12 protein-coding genes and 1 pseudogene are annotated in these 14,272 nt (G+C 58.8%); 3 read left to right on the top strand and 10 right to left on the bottom strand.

The window, feature by feature from the left end:
• Positions 1 to 16: 16 nt before the first annotated feature.
• The 8 genes and pseudogenes from PPUTUW4_RS05215 to PPUTUW4_RS05245 all read right to left on the bottom strand — a co-directional run bounded on the left by PPUTUW4_RS05215 (position 17) and on the right by PPUTUW4_RS05245 (position 8,576).
• A complete protein-coding gene (locus PPUTUW4_RS05215) occupies positions 17 to 1,345 on the bottom strand; it encodes a sigma-54 dependent transcriptional regulator (protein ID WP_015093697.1) in 1,329 nt (442 codons plus the stop codon).
• Positions 1,342 to 3,255: a sensor histidine kinase gene (locus PPUTUW4_RS05220; protein ID WP_015093698.1), complete on the bottom strand. Its 1,914-nt coding sequence runs from the start codon at positions 3,253 to 3,255 to the stop codon at positions 1,342 to 1,344. The genes PPUTUW4_RS05215 and PPUTUW4_RS05220 overlap by 4 nt, the downstream gene beginning before the upstream one ends.
• Positions 3,256 to 3,296: 41 nt before the next feature.
• Positions 3,297 to 3,377: pseudogene (locus PPUTUW4_RS30590) on the bottom strand (outer membrane lipoprotein carrier protein LolA); the annotation flags it as partial.
• Positions 3,378 to 3,414: 37 nt separating this feature from the next.
• Positions 3,415 to 4,149, bottom strand: a complete 735-nt coding sequence (locus PPUTUW4_RS05225) for an amino acid ABC transporter ATP-binding protein (RefSeq protein ID WP_015093699.1) — start codon at positions 4,147 to 4,149, stop codon at positions 3,415 to 3,417.
• Positions 4,146 to 4,817, bottom strand: a complete 672-nt coding sequence (locus PPUTUW4_RS05230; RefSeq protein ID WP_015093700.1) for an ABC transporter permease subunit — start codon at positions 4,815 to 4,817, stop codon at positions 4,146 to 4,148. The genes PPUTUW4_RS05225 and PPUTUW4_RS05230 overlap by 4 nt, the downstream gene beginning before the upstream one ends.
• Positions 4,817 to 5,563: an amino acid ABC transporter permease gene (locus PPUTUW4_RS05235; RefSeq protein ID WP_015093701.1), complete on the bottom strand. Its 747-nt coding sequence runs from the start codon at positions 5,561 to 5,563 to the stop codon at positions 4,817 to 4,819. Before PPUTUW4_RS05235 ends, PPUTUW4_RS05230 begins: the two co-directional genes overlap by 1 nt.
• Positions 5,564 to 5,756: 193 nt before the next feature.
• Positions 5,757 to 6,671, bottom strand: a complete 915-nt coding sequence (locus PPUTUW4_RS05240) for a glutamate/aspartate ABC transporter substrate-binding protein (RefSeq protein ID WP_015093702.1) — start codon at positions 6,669 to 6,671, stop codon at positions 5,757 to 5,759.
• A gap of 276 nt (positions 6,672 to 6,947) precedes the next feature.
• Positions 6,948 to 8,576 carry a glucan biosynthesis protein D gene (locus PPUTUW4_RS05245; protein ID WP_015093703.1) on the bottom strand — a complete coding sequence of 543 codons (1,629 nt, stop codon included), beginning with the start codon at positions 8,574 to 8,576 and terminating at the stop codon, positions 6,948 to 6,950.
• 419 nt (positions 8,577 to 8,995) lie between these two features.
• On the opposite strand from PPUTUW4_RS05245, the gene PPUTUW4_RS05250 reads away from it, so the two are divergent.
• Entirely contained in the window at positions 8,996 to 9,181 is a 186-nt protein-coding gene (locus PPUTUW4_RS05250; protein WP_007975077.1) for a hypothetical protein, read from the top strand.
• Positions 9,182 to 9,487: 306 nt separating this feature from the next.
• Here the strand turns inward: PPUTUW4_RS05250 and PPUTUW4_RS05260 are convergent, their stop codons facing one another.
• Complete coding sequence (locus tag PPUTUW4_RS05260; protein ID WP_015093705.1) at positions 9,488 to 10,000, bottom strand: Bro-N domain-containing protein; 513 nt, start codon at positions 9,998 to 10,000, stop codon at positions 9,488 to 9,490.
• A gap of 438 nt (positions 10,001 to 10,438) precedes the next feature.
• Between PPUTUW4_RS05260 and PPUTUW4_RS05265 the strand changes: the two genes are divergently transcribed.
• Positions 10,439 to 11,689, top strand: coding sequence for an ATP-binding protein (locus tag PPUTUW4_RS05265; RefSeq protein ID WP_015093707.1), 1,251 nt, complete (start codon positions 10,439 to 10,441; stop codon positions 11,687 to 11,689).
• 3 nt (positions 11,690 to 11,692) lie between these two features.
• Positions 11,693 to 12,319, top strand: a complete 627-nt coding sequence (locus PPUTUW4_RS05270; RefSeq protein WP_015093708.1) for an RloB family protein — start codon at positions 11,693 to 11,695, stop codon at positions 12,317 to 12,319.
• Between the two features lie 40 nt (positions 12,320 to 12,359).
• Here PPUTUW4_RS05270 and PPUTUW4_RS05275 read toward each other — a convergent pair whose 3' ends face one another.
• Entirely contained in the window at positions 12,360 to 14,222 is a 1,863-nt protein-coding gene (locus PPUTUW4_RS05275; RefSeq protein WP_015093709.1) for an NAD(P)-binding protein, read from the bottom strand.
• Positions 14,223 to 14,272: the final 50 nt, after the last annotated feature.

Raw genomic sequence — 14,272 nt, forward strand, 5'->3', positions numbered from 1 at the left:
ATCAGGTCCACACAGCTCAATGGCTCAGGCCGTACTTTTTCACTTTGTCGAACAGCGTGGTCTTGGCCATGCCCAGTTCCTGGCTGGCCTGGGTCAGGTTGCCGCCGCTGCGTTGCAAGGCATCGCTGAGCAGGTTGCGCTCGAAGGCTTCCACCGCTTCGGCAAACGCCAGGCCTTGATTGCTTCCGCCGGCACCGGTTTTCTTGAACGCCGGCAGGCCCAGGGCAAAGCGCTCGGCAACGTTGCGCAATTCACGCACGTTGCCCGGCCAGTCGTGGCTCATCAGGTTTGAAAGGGTCTGGTTGTCCAGCTCCGGCACCGCGCGGTCGAAGCGCAGGGACGACTGCTGCAGAAAGTGTTCGAACAGTTGCAGGATGTCCTCGCGGCGCTCGCGCAGCGGCGGCAGTTCCAGGGTCACCACGTTGAGGCGGTAGTACAGGTCGCTGCGGAATTCGCCGGCCTTGCTCGACTCGACGAGGTCGGACTTGGTCGCCGCGATGACGCGGCAATCCACCGCCACGCTCTGGTTCGAACCGAGGCGTTCGAGGGTGCGTTCCTGCAATACCCGCAGCAGTTTGATCTGCAAGGGCAGGGGCATGCTTTCCACTTCGTCGAGGAACAGCGTGCCGCCGTCGGCGTGTTCGATCTTGCCGATCCGTCGTTTGCCGGCACCGGTAAAAGCGTTGGCTTCGTGGCCGAAGATTTCGCTTTCAAAGAGGTTCTCCGGCAGGCCGCCGCAGTTCAAGGCGACGAACTGCTTGGTGTGCCGCCGACTGAAATCATGCAGGCAGCGAGCGACCAGTTCCTTGCCGGTGCCGGTCTCGCCTTCGATCAACACGTTGGCCGACGTATCGGCGACGTTGGCGATCAGCTCCCGCAGGTTCTGCATGGCCGGCGAGCGCCCGATGATCCGCCCTTCGAGGGAGTCGCGCTCGGCCAGTTGCCGGCGCAGCGACGACACTTCCCGCGCCAGGCTGCGTTGCTCGAGAGCGCGGCGGGCCACATCCACCAAGCGTTCCGGGGAGAACGGCTTTTCCATGAAGTCGTAGGCGCCTTTCTGCATCGCACCGACGGCCATGGAGATGTCGCCGTGGCCGGTGATCAGCACCACCGGCAGGCTGCGGTCGCGCTCCTTGAGCCGGGTCAGCAACTCCAGGCCATCGATGCCCGGCAGGCGAATGTCGCTGACGACAATGCCGGCGAAGTTGTCGCCGACCCGCTCCAGGGCTTCTTCGGCGCTGCCCACGCCAATGCAGGGAATGTCTTCCAGGGTCAGCGCCTGCTGGCAGCCGAGCAGCACATGGGGGTCGTCTTCGACGATCAATACACTAAGGTCGTTGTTCATATTGGCTCGGCGGGAGTGGGGCTTACCAACGGTAAACTGAGGACGAATGCGGTACCACCGCTGGCCGGGTGCTCGACACCCAGGTGACCGCCGGTGGCGGCGGCCAGGCTGGCGGAAAGGGTCAGGCCAAGGCCCAGGCCCTGTTCGCCGGGTTTGGTGGTGAAGAAGGGTTCGAACAGGTGCTTGCGTGCTTCGGCGTCGATGCCGTGGCCGTTGTCACGCACGCGCAGGCGGTATTTGCCATCGAAGGTTTCGCCTTCGAGCCACAGCTCGGGTTGCGGCTGCGCTTGCATGGCGTCGAGGGCGTTGCCGATCAGGTTGACCAGAATCTGCTCCAGGCGGGTCTGATCGATCTGTACCTGCACAGCGTCAAAATGGCGGTGCAATTGCAGAGGTGTGTTTTCCACCCGTGCGCCGTGCAATTGCAAGGCCGCGTCCACCGCTTTGCCAAGGCAGGCCTGACCCTTGTCGTCACCGCGCCGGGCGAACGAGCGCAGGCTGGCGGTGATGCGGCCCATGCGGTCGATCAGTTCGTTGATGGTCTTGAGGTTGGTGCTGGCGACATCGAGCTGGCCGCGTTCGAGGAAGCGCACGGTATTGCCGGACAAGGTGCGCAGCGCCGCCAGCGGCTGGTTCAGTTCGTGGGCGATGCTGGTGGACATCTGGCCGATGGCCGCGAGTTTTCCGGCCTGTACCAGTTCATCCTGGGCGCGGCGCAAGGTCTCTTCGGCGTGCCGGCGTTCGCGGATCTGCCCCTTGAGCCGTTCGTTGCTGGCGCGCAGGTCGGTGGTGCGTTCGGTAATCCGACGTTCCAGCTGGTTGTTGGCTTCCTGCAAGGCTTCCCGGGCCGCGAGGCGGGTGGCGATCACCTTGCGCCGCTCGTTCCAGGCGATCAACAGAAAGGCGCAGAGGGCAAACGCCACGGCCACCAGAATCCCCTGGTTGATCGCTTCGCGGCGCAAGTCCTGAAGCGGCGTGAGCAGGGTGAAATTCCATGGCGTATCGCTCAACGGCCGGGTTTGCGACAGGTAGCTGATGTTTTCATCGTCGCGATCTTGTTGGAGCAGCAGTTCACTGTTGGCCGGGAACGTGAGTTTTTCCACGCCTTCGGACAGGGTTTCCCGGGCCAGCGGTTGCAATTCGTTGAGCGGGAACCAGTAGTACTGCAGGCTGCGGGCAAGTTTTTCCTTGGTTTCTTCACTCAGCGGCACCACCGATTTCAAGCGTCGAGCCGGATCGCTGGAGAGAATGATGATGCCGTTCTCGTCGCTGACGAAGGCTTCCAGCCGCGCGCGCTGCCAGCGCTCTTCCATGGCTTCCAGACGCACCTTGACCACCGCGACGCCGATGATCTTGCCGTGTTCTTCCAGGCCATGGGCCAGGTAGTAACCGGGTTCGCCGTTGGTGCTGCCGATGCCGTAGAAACGCCCCGGCTGACCGCGCACGGCGTTCTGGAAATAGGCGCGAAAGGACAGGTCTTCACCCAGGTAACTGTCGACATCGCGCCAGTTGCTGGTGGCCATGACGCGGCCGGTGGTGTCCATCACGTAGATGGCCCGACTGCGGCTGCGCCGGTTCAGGCCTTCGAGGTAATCGTTGACCGTTTGCCGGTGTTCCGGGGTCGGGTCGGCCAGCAGCTGCGAAACACTGGTTTCGAGCTCCAGCAGGCTGGGCAGGTAGGTGTATTTGCTGATTTCGCTTTCGACGGCACGGGCGTGCAGTTCCAGCTGACGCTGGCCGTTCTCGCCAAGGCTGCGAATGCCATAGTGCTCACTGATCCAGAAGCCGATATAGCCCAGGCCGATCATCATGGCGATGATCAGTGGCGGCAGGAACAAATGACGAACCAGACGGGGTTTCACGGCGAGTGACGGCGACGCTGCGCGATAAAGATTAGGGTCGCATTTCATCACAGATGCCTTGGGTCAACCACCACTTGCCTGCCTACCTCTACTGTAGGAGCGAGCTTGCTCGCGAAGAACTCAAGGACAACGCGTGCATTCAGGATGAACGCGTCATCGTTAACGACCATCGCGAGCAAGCTCGCTCCTACAGGCGGCGGTGTGGCTTTAGTGCTGCAGAATCTTGTTGAGGAAGTGCTGCGTACGCTCGGCACGGTGGCTGATGTCACCGAAGAATTCTTCTTTCTTGCAGTCTTCGATGATCTTGCCCTGGTCCATGAAAATCACCCGGTCGGCCACTTTACGGGCGAAGCCCATTTCGTGGGTCACGCACATCATGGTCATGCCTTCGTGGGCCAGTTGCACCATCACGTCGAGCACTTCGTTGACCATTTCCGGGTCCAGCGCCGAGGTCGGTTCGTCGAACAGCATGACGATCGGGTCCATCGCCAGCGCACGGGCAATCGCCACGCGCTGCTGCTGACCACCGGACAATTGGCCCGGGTGCTTGTGGGCGTGAGCCGAGAGGCCGACGCGCTCAAGCAGTTGCAGGCCTTTCTTGGTGGCTTCTTCCTTGCTGCGGCCCAATACCTTGATCTGCGCGATGGTCAGGTTTTCGGTAATGGTCAGGTGTGGGAACAGCTCGAAGTGCTGGAACACCATGCCCACGCGCGAACGCAGTTTCGGCAGGTTGGTCTTCGGGTCGGCGATGGAGGTGCCGTCGACCACGATGTCGCCTTTCTGGAAGGGTTCCAGGGCGTTGACGCACTTGATCAGGGTCGACTTGCCGGAACCGGATGGCCCGCACACCACGATCACTTCGCCTTTTTTGACCTCGGTGCTGCAATCAGTCAGAACCTGGAAGTCCCCATACCACTTGTTGATGCTTTTGATAGAGATCATACGGCGAACCTTTTTTGCAGACGCTTGACCAGCTGCGAGGCGGCAAAGCTGATGATGAAGTACACGAGACCCGCGAAAATCAGGAACTCATTGGAGCGGCCAATGATGTCGCCACTGGCGCGCGAAGCATTGAGGAAGTCCACCAGGCCGACGGCGTAGACCAGCGAGGTGTCCTGAAACAGGATGATGCTCTGTTGCAGCAACAGCGGCGTCATCTTGCGGAACGCCTGCGGCAGGATGATCAGGCGCATCATCTGGCCGTAGGACATGCCCAGGGCCTGGGCAGCGCCCATCTGACCCTTGGGAATCGACTGCACGCCGGCACGGACGATTTCGCAGAAGTACGCCGCTTCGAACATCATGAACGCCACGATGCACGAGGCGAACGCGCCGATCGGGGTGTCTTCGCCGGTAATCCAGCGCAGCACGAACGGTACCGCCAGGTAGAACCAGGTGATTACCAGCAGCAGCGGGATCGAGCGGAAGTAGTTGACGTAGGCGCCGGCGAGGTTCGACAGCAGCTTGTTGTGGGACAGGCGCATCAACGCCAGGATGGTGCCGAGGATGATGCCACCGACCACGCCCATGGCCATCAGCTTGAGGGTCATGACCATGCCGTTCCACAGGCCCGGCAGGGACGGGATGATGCCCGAGAAATCGAATTCCATCATTTACCCCCTACGGAGATCAGGCCCGGTACGGCGACTTTCTTCTCGACCAGGCGCATCAGCAACATCAGGCTCATGTTCAGGGTGAAGTAGATCAGCGTGGCCAGGGTAAAGGCTTCGAACAGGTTGGCGGAGAACTCGGCGGTCTGTTTGGTCTGCGCGAGCAATTCCATCAAGCCGATCAGCGACGCCACGGAAGTGTTCTTGAAGACGTTCAGGAATTCCGAGGTGAGCGGCGGAATGATGATCCGGTAAGCCTGGGGCAGCAGCACGTTCCAGTAGATCTGCGGCAGCTTGAAACCCATGGCGCGGGCCGCGGATTCCTGGCCTTTGGGCAGGGCCTGGATACCGGTGCGCACCTGTTCGCAAACCCGGGCGGTGGTGAACAGGCCCAGGCACACGACGACGCTGAGGAAGGCCGAGGTGGTCGGGTTCAGGTCCTGCTTGTACCACTCTTGCAGGTCGGCCGGCAGCAGGTCGGGTACCAGGAAGTACCAGATGAACAGCTGAACCAGCAGCGGCACGTTACGGAAGAGTTCGACGTAGCAGGTGGCGATGCCCGATACGATGCGGTTCGGCACGGTACGCATGACGCCCAGGATCGAGCCCAGTGTCAGGGCGATGATCCAGGCCGCGATGGCGATGCCGATGGTCCAGCCCAGACCGGACACGTACCAGTCGAGATAGGTCTCGCTGCCCACGCCGGTGGACTTGAAGAACACGCCCCAGTCCCAGTTGTAATTCATTAGGGTCTCCCCTCGGATTCGATCGATGTACAAATGCCCGCTTGGGGGAAGCTCCGTTCCCGCCTGTCCTTGGGGGACAGGCACACGCGCTCGGCTCGACAGCCACCGGTTCGAGTGTTTCCAGAAATGCCAGCAGGGAGTGCATTCCCCTGGAAGGGCTAAGGCCCTTTCAGGGGATAAGGTTAGTCAGAAATCAGGACTTCTTGTCGTCAGCCGCTTTATCAGTCGGATTGGCGATCAGGGCCTTGAGTTCGTCGCTCATCGGGAAGTTCAGGTTCAGGCCTTTTGGCGGGATCGGCTGCATGAACCATTTTTCGTAGATCTTGTTGATCTCGCCCGATGCGTAGGTGGCCTTGATGGCGTCATCCACAGCCTTCTTGAACGGCTCGTCGCCTTTGCGCACCATGCAGCCGTAGATTTCGTAGGACTGTGGAGTGCCGGTCACGGCCCAGTCGCTTGCCTTCTTGGCCTTGGCCGCTTCACCTGCCAGCAGGGCGTCGTCCATCATGAACGCAACGGCACGGCCGGTTTCCAGCATCTGGAACGACTCGCCGTGATCTTTGGCGGAGATGACGTTCATGCCCATCTGCTTGTCGGCGTTCATCGCCTTGAGGATGCGCTCGGACGTGGTGCCGGCGGTGGTCACGACGTTCTTGCCGGCCAGGTCAGGGAAATCCTTGTACTTGGAGTCTGCCTTGGACAGCAGGCGAGTACCGATTTCGAAGATGCCGACGGAGAAGTCAACCTGCTGCTGACGCTCGACGTTGTTGGTGGTGGAACCGCACTCGAGGTCCACGGTGCCGTTCTGCACCAGCGGGATACGGGTTTGCGAAGTCACCAGGTTGTATTTGACCTGGAGGTTCGGCATGTCGAGGTCTTTTTTCAGGGCTTCGACGACTTTCAGCTGGATGTCGTGGGAGTAGCCGACCGGTTTGCCGGAAGCATCCGCGATATAGGAAAACGGAATGGAAGCGTCGCGATGGCCCAGGGTGATGGTGCCGGATTCTTTGATCTTCTTCAGGGTGCCGGTGAGTTCGGCGGCGAAAACTGGCGTGCTGATCAGAGCGGCAGCAATGGCTGCGCTCAGGATATGGGGAACGATGCGCATCAAATTTTCCTCGACATTGTTTTTTTATGGAGCCAGTTCATCGGCCCTTTTGTGCTGCAAAACACCTGAGCGCTACGATGAGTGAGCGCAAAGGACATTCGTCGAAGAAGTGTAGAGCATGACTCGTGCCAGACCAGTCGGTATTGGTCAAAGTATTGATTTACAAGGAAATTAATTTTTTCTTGCGCTGAAATTTCAGCGGGGTGATCCGGTTAACCGAACCGACCCGCGGGTCGCGTTCGGAAAACCGAATGGTGGCGGGGTGCTACCCGATCATCAGGTGTACTTGCGTTTGTCCGGCGCTGGCGGGAAGTACTGGTACAACCAGGTTTCACTCAGCGTGCGGTCGTTGGTGCGGATGAACAGGCGCAGCTCGACGGGCTCCACGCTGTCATTGGTCGGGTACCAGTCAAACAGGATGCGGTAGCCCTTGATGTCATCGAGCTTGAGCACGCTGAAATCCTTGACCTCGCCGTTCGAGCAAGTGACCACCGGCTCGATGCCTGTGCCTTCAGGCAAGCGATCCAGGCCACCACCGGTGAAGTCCACGGCAAAACGACGGGCCCAGACGGGCGGGTAATGCTCGCCCGGCGCCCAGCCTTCGGTGAAACCGCCCATCCCGGAACGGGTTGCGTTGACCCGTGCCAACGGCGTTCCGACTGGCGGCAATGCGCTCCAGTACAGCTTGTAGCCGTAGTTCAGCGAATCCCCCGCAGCCACAGGTTTCTTCGGAGTCCAGAAGGCGACGATGTTGTCCATGGTTTCGCCGGTGGTAGGGATTTCCAGCAGATCGACCGAGCCTTCGCCCCATGCGGTGGTCGGCTCGACCCACAGGCTCGGGCGGCGGCTGTACCAGTCGACGGTGTCCTGATAGCTGGCGAACTCGTGGTCGGTCTGCACCAAGCCGAAACCTTTCGGGTCCTTGTCGGCGAAGGCATTGAATTGCAGGGTCGCCGGGTTGTTCAGCGGGCGGCAGATCCACTCGCCGTTGCCGCGCCACATGGCCAGGCGGTCGGAGTCGTGGATTTGCGGGTGAATGGTGTCGCACATGCGGCGCTCGTGGGTGCCGCAGCTGAACATGCTGGTCATCGGTGCGATGCCCAGTTGGTCGATGGCGGTACGTGCGTTGACGTGGGCATCGATCTCCATCACCACGCGCTCGGCCTGGCAATCGATATCGAAGCGGTAGGCACCGGTGGCACTTGGAGAGTCGAGCAGGGCGTAGACCACGAAGCGGGTGCTGTCCTTGTCCGGCGTCTCGAACCAGAACTTGGTGAAGTCGGGGAATTCTTCACGTTTCTTGGCGTAGGTGTCGATGGCCAGCCCGCGGGCCGACAAGCCGTACTGGCCGGTGGCGTCCACCGCACGGAAGTAACTGGCGCCGAGGAAGGACACGACGTCGTGCTTGTCCAGTTCCGGGGCCTTGAACAACTTGAAGCCGGAGAAACCCAGGTCGCCCTTGAGCTGTGCGGTGTCGACCGTGGTGTTTTCATAGTTGAACAGCGACGGGCGGAAATGCACCTCGCGGGCCATCCGGGTTTTCGGATCGACGCTGTACATGCGCACCGGCTGCTTGAAGCCCATGCCGACGTGGAAGAACTGCACGTCCAGCTGACCCTTGAGTTCTTTCCACAACGAATGATTGCCGTCGTAGCGGATCGCATTGAAGTTCTGCGGCGTCATGCTCGCCAGGGTCGGCGGCAACTGTTGCTTGGTGTCCTGGTAGCGATTGCTGGCGAGCTGTTTGGCCTGGAGCTTCAGCGCCTCGAAATCGAATGCGCTGGCCTCGCCATCGGCGGTGCCGCCGCTGGCGGCCCAGGCTTGGGCGGCCAACAGGCCCGTGGCGGACAAACCGGTGTAGGCCGCGATGGCCATGGAGGCTTTGAGCAAGTTCCTGCGGTGCATAAATACAACCTGTCGTGAGCAATCCCGCGCCGTTCCTGGCACGTGCTGGATCAGAAAATACGGTTCGGACATGCCTTCGGCCAAACGCAACGGACTGTAGAACAGATGCCCGACAGCTTAAACCGTTCGATTGCAGAGCAGAATTGATTGATGGCACAGCGCTGGCTCGGCAATGAAACAAGAAATGTCGGGAAACAATTCCGACAGGGGTTTCTGATTTACAGGGCATTTCTGCTTTTTTCGACTAATTACTCTAAAAACCGCTTTTCAGCGCCCGGAATATTTCTATTCTGTGCACATGACCGGTTTATGCCCTTCGGACCGGTGCGGTTCAGCGGGCACCCAGCGGCTGCTGAAAAAGGGATAGGGCGATGCAGTTTTTTGCAGTTTTCTTTGACGTATAGAGAAGGACATCGTCCATGTCGAAAGTACAAGGCATCACCGAAATGTTGGGAATCTTTCCGTGCCTGGCCATCGGGCGACGCAGGCGCCGGCTTAATAACGAGGAAATGAAACTGGTGGAGCGGTATCGGGAGTTGTCGGAGAGCGACAGGATCGCGATGAGGTATCTGGTGGATGCGATGAGGAGTGTTTCGAGGTTTTGAAGCAGGGCGGGTTACCGTGAGAGCCATTTGGCCTTCACGGTGGCCAGACTGGTTAACCTGCCTGCATCAGCGTCGGCTATGCCAGCGTCTATTGCTTGCTGTCGGGCAGATTGTTGGTCGAGCTTATGGAGATACGCTTCTGCAAACGAGCTATCACATGGAATCATTTCTATGATGTTTCGTTTGACGCTGTGAGTCTCGTTCATGTGGATATAGCTCATTCAGCAGGACAATTAATTGAGAGGACTCAAACCAAAGGGACGGACTGTGAAGTCTGTCCCTTTTTAATCAGCTCGATTTATCCCTTCAACGGCAAGTGCCAGCGATTGGGAAGGGGCGCTGCACCTGCATCAACTCAGGCATGTCTCGCCACTTGATCCAGGCGTGATGTTGGTAATGCAGCAAGGGCACCGAAACTCCCGCCCAATTCAAGGAGCTCAGGCTTGGCAGGTTTTCCACAGGCTCTGATTTCGCATCACGCAGCGAGGGTATGACTTCGTTGCTCAACCACTGGCGCAGGTTGCGGTTTTCCGGGACGAAGTGGTGAACCAACAAGGCGTACATGCCTGATTCGCTGACCATCAGTGTTTCGACCGTTTTGCCGTCCTTGAGCAGCCAGACGGTGCGACGTTGGTCGGGATCGAGTTTCAGGGTCAGGCGTTCATTGAGTGGTTTGCCCATCAAGCGACCCAGATCCTGGGCGCAGAACCAGGCTTGCCTGTCTTGCATGAAGGCATGGAGGAAGCGGTTGTGGCGGGTGAAGACTTTAGGGATGAAGCAGGAAGGAATTTCAGTTGGATGTGATGTGTGCTTGTGCATTTTTCGACTCCATGTTGAAAAAGGAGCCGCCACTAATCCTTCGAAAGATTTGGGTGGCGGACCGTGGGGCGTTCGAAGTCGGAACATTCTCGATCAACATGGAAGCCGAGAGGCCCGCGCCACACGGCCCGCCATAACGCGAAACTGAAAGGCAAAAAAATGCCCCAGCTCATATGGGGGCGCGGATGCGCCATGTTGATATGTTCCGGCTTCGACTCCGGGCCGCTGATTTGGCAGCGACGGATTGAAGCCTATCGGTCAGGCGCTCGCGGCGCCAAGTCTACTCTGGCGACGCTTGTTGTAGGAATCGGCGCCGGTATTCGAAGGTTCGATCTGTAGGATTTTCCTGTTTTTGCATTGGCTGCAGAGAAGCGGCACCTGAAGCGCATTTTTTCCTTTATGTATTCGAGTCCAGCAAACGAACTGCAGGTTTTTTCCATGCTGATCGAATTCTCGGTTTCCAATTACCGCTCGTTCCGTGACAAGCAAACCTTGTCCATGGCGGCGACTCCTCTCCTGAGCAAAACGCGTAATACATTCAAGCCGCCCTGCGCAGAAAAACTCCCCGACCTGTTGAAGGTGGCTGCGATTTACGGCCCAAATGCTTCCGGCAAGTCTTCATTGGTCCGCGCGATGGGGGTCGTCGGGCGCTTGCTTGTCATGGAAACCAATCCAAGTGACGCGTTGCTATCGGTTTCGCCTTTTCGTTTTGATCGCGCGTTGAAGGATGCGCCCAGTGTATTTGAATACAACTTCATTCAAGGAGGGCAGCGCTATCGGTTTGTGCTGGGGTTAACTGGGCAGCGGATCGTCCAAGAGCAGTTGCTCTCTTATCCAGGAGGGACCGAAACGCTTCTGTATGACCGCCAATTCGACGCCGAAGGGGAGCGTTATGTTTTCGGGACGGCGCTGGAGGGCGGGAAAGAAGTGCATGGCGCCTGGCGGCGTCTGACGAGCCCAAAAATGCTCTTCCTCGCGCAGGCCGTGAAGAACAGCAATGAAGAAATGACTCAGTTGCGAATGCCGTTCAGTTGGTTCCAAACCGGACTTCTCGTGGTCGAGCAGAACAGCATGATGGAGCTGTCGACGGCGTCGATCCGATTTCTTCAGATGGTATCGAGCCATACGAACGATCTTCGGGACTTTCTCAAGGCATTGGACATTCCGGTCTCTATCATTGAGCTCAATTCAGACGAGGTCGATGCCATTCAGAACAATAAAGAACCTACCCTGAAGGAGATCTTCGCGGCAGTTCAAAAGAACAAGGTGACCCTCACACATTCCAGTCATTTAGGTACTGCGGAGTTTGATTTTTCGGAGGAGTCGTGCGGTACAAAGAACCTGATTGGCTTTTGGTTGCCCTGGTTCATGATGAATCAAGCGGGGGGCAGTGGAGTGCTTTGTGTCGATGAACTCAACAGCAGCCTTCATCCCGACATCGTCGCTGACTTGATCGACAAGCATCTGGACAGTGGCCTCGATACCCAGCTGATTTTTACAACGCACGACACTCATCTGATGAACGAAAAGATTTTGCGGCGGGATCAGTTCTGGATTACCGAACGTGATGCCAACGGCGCGACCAGTTTGTTTTCCATTCACGATTTTGAGGGGGGCGAAAGTGAGGATGTCGAGAAGCGCTACTTTGAAGGCCGTTATCGCGGGCTACCGTTGATAAGGCAGGGCTGAGCAATGGTGAGTTCAGGCAAGTCATTTGATCGCAGGAGTTCAGGGTACAAGCCTCAACCTAAGGTGTTGGTGCTCTGTGAAGACAGCAAGTCAGGAAAACGCTATCTGGAGGAGGCTGCCTTTTATTTTCGGGCCAAGGCCCAGGTGGAAATTGCTCACTGCGGCGTCACACATCCGAGTGGCATTGTTGAGCGAGCAATCAGCCGGCAGAAGTACTTCGACAAAGTGTTTTGTGTATTGGATCGAGATACACACCTTTGCTTTCAGCGTGCATTGAATGTTGCGCAGTCTCATCCAAAGATCAAAGTCATTGCATCGTATCCCTGTTTTGAGTTTTGGCTACTGCTGCACTTTGGTTTCAACCGAAAACCCTTCAGAGCTGTCGGGAAACATTCCCCTGGCGAGTTGGTGAGCAAGAGTTTGCGAGAAAAGCCAACCATGGAAAAATATGAGAAGGGCAAAGACATCAACTACTTTGCCCAGCTGTTGGGAGCGCCGTTCCTAACGGCAAGAACCTTGGCACCGAAGATCCTCGAGGACGTTGCCATCAGCGGCGAGCCAAACCCCAGCACCGAAATCCACTTGCTAATGGATGAATTCGAAAGCCTCTCCAAGCCGCAACCGATTTAACATCAAACCCTGCCCGCATCGCTGCGGGCAGGGTGCTCAATCAGCCCACTTCCCCCACCGCCCGATACGCCTCATCAATCGCCGCATGGGCGTACGCACTCCACGCCGCGTCCGAGTTGGCGATGCTCACCCGTCCAACCGGCTGACGGGCCAGGTTCATCAGTTTTTCGCTTTCGTCGGCATCGTCGAACAGGCTGTTGGAGAAGTACGCGTAGCCGTGTGACCAGCGGTTGACGGTGATGGCGAGGATGTCGGTTTGGTGGTTGAAGCCGCCAGGGCCGAGCATGCGTTGCAGCTGGTCACGCAGTTGCGCTTCCAGTTGTTCGAAGCTCTGGCCGTACAGGCGGCCACGGCCGGCGCGGGCCTGGTCGCGGGCGTTCATGCCGCTGTTGGGGCTGGTGGGCACGTAGACCATGTGCAGGCCGATCGGCTGCGTCGGGTCATTCGGGTGGTCGTAGCCGCCCATGCTTACCGGGTAATCGAGTTTGATCCGGCTGTAGGGTTGGGTCGCCGCATAGATTTCATGCACACCGAGTTTCTGGAACGACTGCCAGTTGCGGATCACGACCTTGGTGTACACCAGCGGGAACTTCACGTTCTGGCTCAGGGCGTGGGATTGCTCCGGCGGCAGGTCGCGCAGCAGGTACGGGATGATCATGTTGTAGCAGGCCATGATGCAGTGCTTGCCGCGCACCTGGCTGAGCTGGCCGCCGCGGCTGTAGCCGACGTTCACGCCGCTGCCGACGTTGCGCACGCTCACCGCTGTGCTGTTGAGACGGATGCGTACCGGGGCTTTGGCCTGATCGAGTTTGGCGTAGTCGAACGGGGCGAGGACGATATCGTCCATGGTGTGCCCCGGTGCCACGGTCGGGATCAGGCTGCGCACCAGCAAGCGCGCCAGCGAGGCGTTGCCGTCGGGGAAGTGGTAGATGTAGGGCTCTTCCATTTCCGCCTGGGCTTCTTCGCTGATCGGCTGCAGATTCATCGCGCTGAAGCCTGGGAAACCGACTGAGTAGGCGTCGGACGCGGCAACCGCATCGATGCTCAGGGCCATGAAGTCGTTGGTGCGGCTTTGGAAATACTTCACCGCTTGAGCTGACAAGCCTACGTCCTTGAGCAGGAAGTCCTGGTAGCTGATGGCTTCCAGGTGCGCGGTTTTTTCCTCGGTGGTTTTGCCGGGCAGGTAATCCTTGGGCGTCATGTGCAAGGCGATCAACGCCTGGCGGTCGGCTTGCGGCAGCGGGAAGTCGTTGATGAAGTCCGGGATGGAGCGGGCGTGCAACTGGTCCGGGGCGATGTCGTCGGCCACCATAGGCGTCGGGTCACCGGTCACCAGTTTGTCTTCGCCGAAGTTTTCCTTGTCGAAGAACACCCCGCGCGACAGGCCCAGGCCCGGGTAGAACTGGCGGTCAAACGCGGTCTCGAAGCGTTTGATGTTCACCCCGAGTTTCTTCAGCAGGCCGTTCACTTCCTGGCTGTACAGATGATTTGGCGACTGGAAGGCTTCACTGCCGCCGTAGCCGATGATCATGCGACCACCGGCGGAGAATTCGTTGCGCTTGGCGTGGCCGCCGAAGTCGTCGTGGTTTTCCAGAATCAGGATGCGCGCTTTCGGATGTTTCTCACGGTAGAACCACGCAGCGGACAGTCCGCTGAGGCCGCCTCCTACCACCACCAGGTCATATTCCTCGGTGATCGGCAGCTTGTCGGTGTCGAAGACCTTTTTCTCCCAGCCCATCTGGTGGGCCATTTCGAACGAGCCGACGTGGTTACCCCGCAGACCGGTCAGTGCCGGAGGGTAGTAGCGCCCGTCAGGGGCGGCCTGGAGAAGTTGCAGAGGGGTCATGCCGGCAGCGATGGTGACAGCGACGCCGTTGAGAAAGTCGCGGCGGGTGATATCCATATTCAATCCTTGTTGGTTTTTCAAATCGCCCCGGCGCCACAACGGCACCG

Origin of the sequence: Pseudomonas sp. UW4, assembly GCF_000316175.1 — a bacterium.
Classification (GTDB): domain Bacteria; phylum Pseudomonadota; class Gammaproteobacteria; order Pseudomonadales; family Pseudomonadaceae; genus Aquipseudomonas; species Aquipseudomonas laurylsulfatiphila.